Below are 6,027 nucleotides of genomic sequence, written 5' to 3' on the forward strand. Positions count from 1 at the left end.
AAGATCCCCACTTTTCCCCGTCGACCAGGCGGTCGACAGGCCCATCCGGTATTAGCCCCGGTTTCCCGGGGTTATCCCGGACTTTCAGGCAGGTTGCCCACGTGTTACTCACCCGTCCGCCGCTCGTTCCACGGATTTCCACCCCGGAGGGTTTCCGTCCGCTTCCCGCGCTCGACTTGCATGTATTAGGCACGCCGCCAGCGTTCGTCCTGAGCCAGGATCAAACTCTCCATTAAAAAAGTTTGATGCTGTGCTGTGTTTCTTATCTGTATGGTCCGCAGACCATTTGAATTGACAGACGCTTGACTTTCATTCAATTTTCAAAGGGCAGTTTGTATGCCGCTCTTAACCAGCGACTTAAATATCTTATCACCCCGGACTGTATAAAGTCAATCCCTCTCACCATATTTTTTTGTGAGCTTTAAAATCTTTACTACAGCGGGCGGCAGGTATAATGCCGGATTTCTTTTGTATGGGGTGTTCCCTTATTGAAGGGACTTCCTATTATAACGTCTCATATATAAATGTCAATAACATAAAAATTTTTTATCCAATAATAAAGATATCGATAGCAATCAGCATCAAAATACCTGGTATCCCGAGCAATCCGGAAACAGAAACCGTAACTGTATTAATAGGCAGGTGATAACCCACAGCAGTTCCGAATGCATTTAGAAAAAATAATGCCAAAGCTCCGAGTATCAATTTCACCAAAAGGTTCCCTGTCCATCTCATCGACCTTCCGCCTTTGCCAAACATAAAGAATAAACACGCAGCTACTCCGGCAAGTGAAATGTAAAGAATGGGATTCATGTTTTTCCTCCCTGTATATGTTTTTCTTTATGTCTATGTACAAGCCCGTGTATTTATTTCTCTGTCCTCTGCCCTATTTTGTTTTTGCAGGTGATAAACACAAACATTCTGGAGCACTCGTATAGATAAGATGCGGCTGAAGCGCCGCATCTCTGCGGATATTGGCCTCTGATACAACCGTTACCAAACCAGGAATAGTAGACAGACGGAATTCACTAAACACTTCCGCAGAGAAGCGGAATATCCAATCCATCCTATTAACGGCTTATCAAACAGCTCTATCCTGCGAATGTGATGCCATGAAAGCATGTAACAACCTGCAGTGGACCCTCCAGAAAGGTATTATGTTTCTCCAGATCCAACCATCCAATGGCGCATTTTCTGTTTTTCACAAACGCCTGTCTACTATAAGAAGAGTGTGGAACAAAAGAGTGCAGTAAAAAAGCCCGGACGATTCAATGATGAATCGTCCGGGCTTTTTTCATTCGCAATGATTTGGTCCCAGTCCCTTTTACTATAAGTCATGATGACCGTTGATGCGGCGGTCCCGGGCTTCTTTTAACAAGAACAGGTATTTGGCCCGCTTTCGTTTTAATTCTGTCAGCACATCGGGCGGAGGTTCAATACTCCGCTCCACAAGACGTTCGTATTGATCCAGTTCTTCTTTCATTCTTTGAATCAAGTAAACCAACTGTTCATTTTCCGATTGGCGAATCTTTTTTTTCTGAAACAGCATGCCGAATTCCCACCTTAAAGTTCTCTGCGCCCCTCAATCGCCTTGGAGAGTGTTACTTCGTCCGCATATTCCAGGTCGCCGCCGATCGGGAGACCATGGGCAAGTCTGGTGACTGTAATCCCTGTTGGTTTGACAAGGCGGGAGATGTACATGGCTGTAGCCTCCCCTTCAATGGTGGGATTCGTTGCTATGATGACTTCCTGAATCTCATCATTTTGCAGACGTTGAATCAGTTCAGGGATTTTGATGTCCTCAGGACCGATGCCGTCCATCGGTGATATCGCTCCATGAAGGACGTGATAGAGGCCGGTGTATTCCCGCATTTTTTCCATGGCCATGACATCCTTGGAATCCTGCACAACACAGACGGAGGTCCGGTCTCTGGAGGTATCTTCACATATCTGGCATGGGTCAACATCTGTAATATGGTGACAGACAGAACAATACGTTAAATCCCTCTTTGCATTCACGAGGGATTTGGCAAAATCCAGAACATCATCTTCTTTCATATCAAGCACATAAAAAGCCAGGCGGCTCGCCGTTTTGGGGCCGATACCCGGCAATTTCATAAAACCTTCTATTAGTTTGGATATAGGTGTCGGATATTGCACCCTATCCTCCTCCTATCACATACCGGGGATATTCATTCCTTTAGTGAACTTTCCAAGATCCTGCTCTGTCAATTCGTCCACTTTTTTCAGTGCTTCGTTCATAGCTGCGAGAATAAGATCCTGGAGCATTTCTACATCTTCAGGATCTACGACGTCTTGGTCGATTTCAACATCAACGATACGCTTATCCCCGGCTGCCGTTACTTTCACCGCGCCGCCGCCGGATGTTGCTTCCACCGTCTTTTCTTTCAGTTCTTCCTGTGCCTTCTGCATCTGTTTCTGCATTTTCTGCATCTGCTTCATCATGTTCTGTTGATTTTTCATTTGTATGACCTCCTGATTAGGTATTATTCCTCGATTTCCACCAAATCCGATCCAACCAGCTTCACTGCTTCATCCACTATCGGATCTTCCGTATCTTCCTGTCCGTCTCCGGCATCTTCCTCTTCTTCATCTTTTTCCTTATACTGCTGTTTAAATTCTTCCTTGATTTTTTCCCACTGCGCTGATTGGACGGTCAAAAGCTGCAAAGGCCTGCCGGCTGTCTGCATAGCCGATTCCACTAATTCCCGGAATTTAGTATCGACCATGCTGCGGTGCATTTCATTCTGAAACGCAAGCAGCACCGTCTCTCCGTCAGAAACTACCGGCTTGGCATCACTGAGCCAGGCATGGCCGGGGACGCTCTGCTGTTTCACTTCCTTCATAACAGCACTCCACTCATTCATCACCGCCTGAAGATCCTGTTTCGTTGCACGGGTCAGCACTTGTCTGATTCTGCCGTCGATTCCGCGTGTGGTAGAAATACCGGCGGCGGGTGTGCTTGTTTCCGGGCGGGCACTTCCCGTATCCCTCTTCCCGGAAGTATCCGCGTTGGCAGCAGCGGGAGTTTTGACAGCTTTCACCTGCTGTTCCAGATCGGAGATTTTTTCTTTCAAAGACTGAATTTCGGACTGATCGGCAGCGTTTTGAGGTGCAGAACTGCTTTCTGTCGTATGGCAGATATTGATTAACGCCATTTCAAGAAAGATCTTGGGATGGCTTGCGCCTTTCATCTCCTGATGGTACTGATTCAGCTGATTAATCACTTCGTACAGCCGTGCGGTGTCCATCTTTTTGGCGAGTTCTTCAAATGTTTCATCCACCGTCACCCGGTCCATCATCTCATTCAGTCCGGGGGCTGTCTGATACAAAAGCATATCTCTGAAGTAGTAAATAATATCTCCCATAAACTGGAGGGGATCCTTACCTTCCCGTATCATTTGATCGGCGGATGCCAGGGCGGAAGGCGTATCCTTATCTTCGAGAGCGTGCACCACTTTTGTTAAAAACTGCTGGGAAACGCTTCCGGTAACAGCGAGAACATCCTCAGAGGAAATCTTTCCTTCCGAAAAAGACACAGCCTGATCCAGCAGACTGAGTGCATCACGCATCCCGCCCTCGGCTGCGCGGGCAATCAGGTGCAGCGCTTCTTCTTCAGCTTCGATGCCTTCTTCCTTTAGAACAAAGGTCATGCGGTCCACCAGATCCCTTGAGGTAATCTGCTTAAAATCAAAACGCTGGCAGCGTGAAACAATTGTCAGCGGAATTTTGTGGGGTTCCGTTGTCGCAAGAATGAAAACAGCGTGTTTCGGCGGCTCTTCCAGCGTTTTCAGCAGCGCGTTGAAAGCTCCGGTGGAAAGCATATGAACTTCATCAATAATATATACTTTGTAACGAACGTCCCGGGGGGCTGCGATGACATTGTCCCGGATATACCGTATTTCATCCACTCCGTTATTGGAAGCTGCGTCAATTTCGATAATATCAACGACCGAGCCGTCATCAATGCCTCTGCATGCCGCACATTCGTTACATGGTTCTTGTACAGGTGCCTGTTTGCAGTTGATGGCTTTTGCCAGTATTTTGGCGGCGCTTGTTTTCCCTGTACCGCGCGGGCCGCTGAATAAATAAGCATGGGAAAACTTTTCTTTTCCGAGCGCATTCTGAAGTGTCTGGGTGATGTGATGCTGGCCTGCGACATCCTCCAGTTTCTGAGGACGCCAGACCCGGTACAGCGCCTTATAACTCACCCCGGGACCTCCTTTCTTTTCATGTTCTATTATACCGTTTCCATGACCGGTTTTCAAAGCTCAAATAAAGAGATATTTCCAGCGGGTACATTTACGTCCGGTACCTTTTGATGCGCAACAATCCAGGGCACAGGTCTCCAATCCTTTAAGCCATATAAAAAAAACCGCCCACCGTAGAGAGCCGTTTTTCAGATAATATGTATAGAAGCCGTGCACCTTCTGTCGGCAATGAATCCATGAGCGTTACCCAGGCAGTTAGCTCGATCCGGGCGACTCTGCGGCACACAGAAGAGTCCGCTTACTGCTGCTTCCTTCCGGACCTGACAGGGTTCACGAATTTCCGTTGCACAGAACCCGGATGTCAACACCACTTACAAGGGTCAGGCCCCACAGAAACAAAGCCTCGAGAAGGGGTTCAGCCTCGCTGTAGCGGATTGCGAGTACAGGGCACCGCTGCCTCCCCGCCTAGCACGGCAAAGTTGTTAACATTTTTGGGCACTCCCTAAAGAGTGCAATAATCAGTATATCGCGTTTCAGAAAAAAACGCAATAGACAAGCCACGTAAAAGGCAAATTTATTTATTGTTCTTTTCCATCATTTCCTCTTCTTCTTTCTTTTCAAGCTCCGATATTTTCTCCATGATCACCTGCGGCGGTGTATGAACAATATGTTCAATCGGCATGTTCAGTTTCTCGGCAACCTTCCGGGCTGTTTCTGCAGAAAATTGATTTGGACGCACCGTGTTCCCTCCCGCTTATCACTCATTCTCGTTCTACTATATCACGGGTTTCCCGCGAATCCAATCCATCATTCACCGAAAGGTTGTTCGTTACGGGCGCGGCGCTGTTTTGCCCGGCGCAGCTTTTGAAAAAAACCAGTCAAAAGTTCCCGGCACGCTTCGAGCATGACTTGTCCTTCCACAAAGCAGCGGTGGTTGAAGCGTTCTTCCTCCAGCAGATTCATCAACGTACCGGCGCATCCGGCTTTTGGGTCGGGAGCGCCGTATACGACATGCGGGATCCGGGACTGGACGATCGCTCCCGCACACATCGGGCAGGGCTCGAGGGTGACATACAAAGTACAGTCTTCAAGCCGCCAGCTCCCCATAAAAGAACATGCTTCCCGGATGGCAAGCATCTCTGCATGAGCGGACGCCTGCTGGCTTCCTTCCCGCTGATTATACCCTGTTCCTATGACCTGTTCCCGATAAACAATGACGCAGCCGATCGGTACTTCCCCTTCCGCCTCTGCTTTTTCCGCTTCGGCAAGAGCCGCTTTCATCCATTCTTCTTCTGCCACCATCAGGCACTCCTTTTACACCATTCTACCTGATGATTTTATCAGAAATTCTTCTCGTTTTCTTTTCAGGAACGGTTCTTACCAGCCAAAGGCATGCGCTTACCTGCCGAATACCGCTGTTTACAAGCCGTATGAAGAACAATACAATCCAGATGATACGTTACCTGTTAATGCTGTTTTCAAATGACCGATTGCTGACGGCGTTGCCTGTCCATCCATAGACGGGTATACTGTCCATAAGAAGCCATAGAAAGGAAAAAAGAGACTCCGGCCCCACTCGTCCCCACGAGTACCGAAGTCTCTTATCACAGTATATGCTTATTATATCACAGTATCGTCTACTGCCGACAGAGCATTCCACTCTTTTTAGTGAAAAGTATGGAAGTGTTACCTTGTCCTGTATGCCGTGGAACCCTTCGGGTTATCGGCAGCCGTAACCGCATATGGAAGCAGGCGGATGGAAGTTCTCCACGCCTTCGTCTCCGACGCCTTCGCT

7 protein-coding genes, 1 rRNA gene and 1 other RNA gene are annotated in these 6,027 nt (G+C 48.1%); all 9 read right to left on the minus strand.

What is annotated here, in order from left to right; genetic code table 11:
- Positions 1–236 (minus strand): 16S ribosomal RNA (locus tag BM058_RS17710); the annotation flags it as partial.
- A gap of 310 nt (positions 237–546) precedes the next feature.
- A complete protein-coding gene (locus BM058_RS17715) occupies positions 547–813 on the minus strand; it encodes a pro-sigmaK processing inhibitor BofA family protein (RefSeq protein WP_090929072.1) in 267 nt (88 codons plus the stop codon).
- 514 nt (positions 814–1,327) lie between these two features.
- On the minus strand, positions 1,328–1,549 hold the full coding sequence (locus BM058_RS17720) for a YaaL family protein (protein WP_090929075.1): 222 nt from the start codon (positions 1,547–1,549) through the stop codon (positions 1,328–1,330).
- A 14-nt stretch (positions 1,550–1,563) separates the two neighbouring features.
- The gene (recR, locus tag BM058_RS17725) at positions 1,564–2,160 is read right to left on the minus strand and encodes a recombination mediator RecR (RefSeq protein WP_090929078.1); all 597 of its coding nucleotides are present in this window, start codon (positions 2,158–2,160) and stop codon (positions 1,564–1,566) included.
- Between the two features lie 15 nt (positions 2,161–2,175).
- Entirely contained in the window at positions 2,176–2,484 is a 309-nt protein-coding gene (locus BM058_RS17730; RefSeq protein WP_090929081.1) for a YbaB/EbfC family nucleoid-associated protein, read from the minus strand.
- Between the two features lie 23 nt (positions 2,485–2,507).
- The gene (gene dnaX, locus BM058_RS17735; RefSeq protein ID WP_090929084.1) at positions 2,508–4,232 is read right to left on the minus strand and encodes a DNA polymerase III subunit gamma/tau; all 1,725 of its coding nucleotides are present in this window, start codon (positions 4,230–4,232) and stop codon (positions 2,508–2,510) included.
- Between the two features lie 208 nt (positions 4,233–4,440).
- An RNA gene (ffs, locus tag BM058_RS17740) (signal recognition particle sRNA large type) lies at positions 4,441–4,706 on the minus strand.
- A gap of 100 nt (positions 4,707–4,806) precedes the next feature.
- Positions 4,807–4,971: a YycC family protein gene (locus BM058_RS17745; RefSeq protein WP_090929088.1), complete on the minus strand. Its 165-nt coding sequence runs from the start codon at positions 4,969–4,971 to the stop codon at positions 4,807–4,809.
- Positions 4,972–5,039: 68 nt separating this feature from the next.
- Complete coding sequence (tadA, locus tag BM058_RS17750) at positions 5,040–5,534, minus strand: tRNA adenosine(34) deaminase TadA (RefSeq protein WP_090929091.1); 495 nt, start codon at positions 5,532–5,534, stop codon at positions 5,040–5,042.
- Positions 5,535–6,027 lie beyond the last annotated feature (493 nt).

Origin of the sequence: Salibacterium qingdaonense (genome assembly GCF_900114715.1) — a bacterium.
GTDB lineage: Bacteria > Bacillota > Bacilli > Bacillales > Marinococcaceae > Salibacterium > Salibacterium qingdaonense.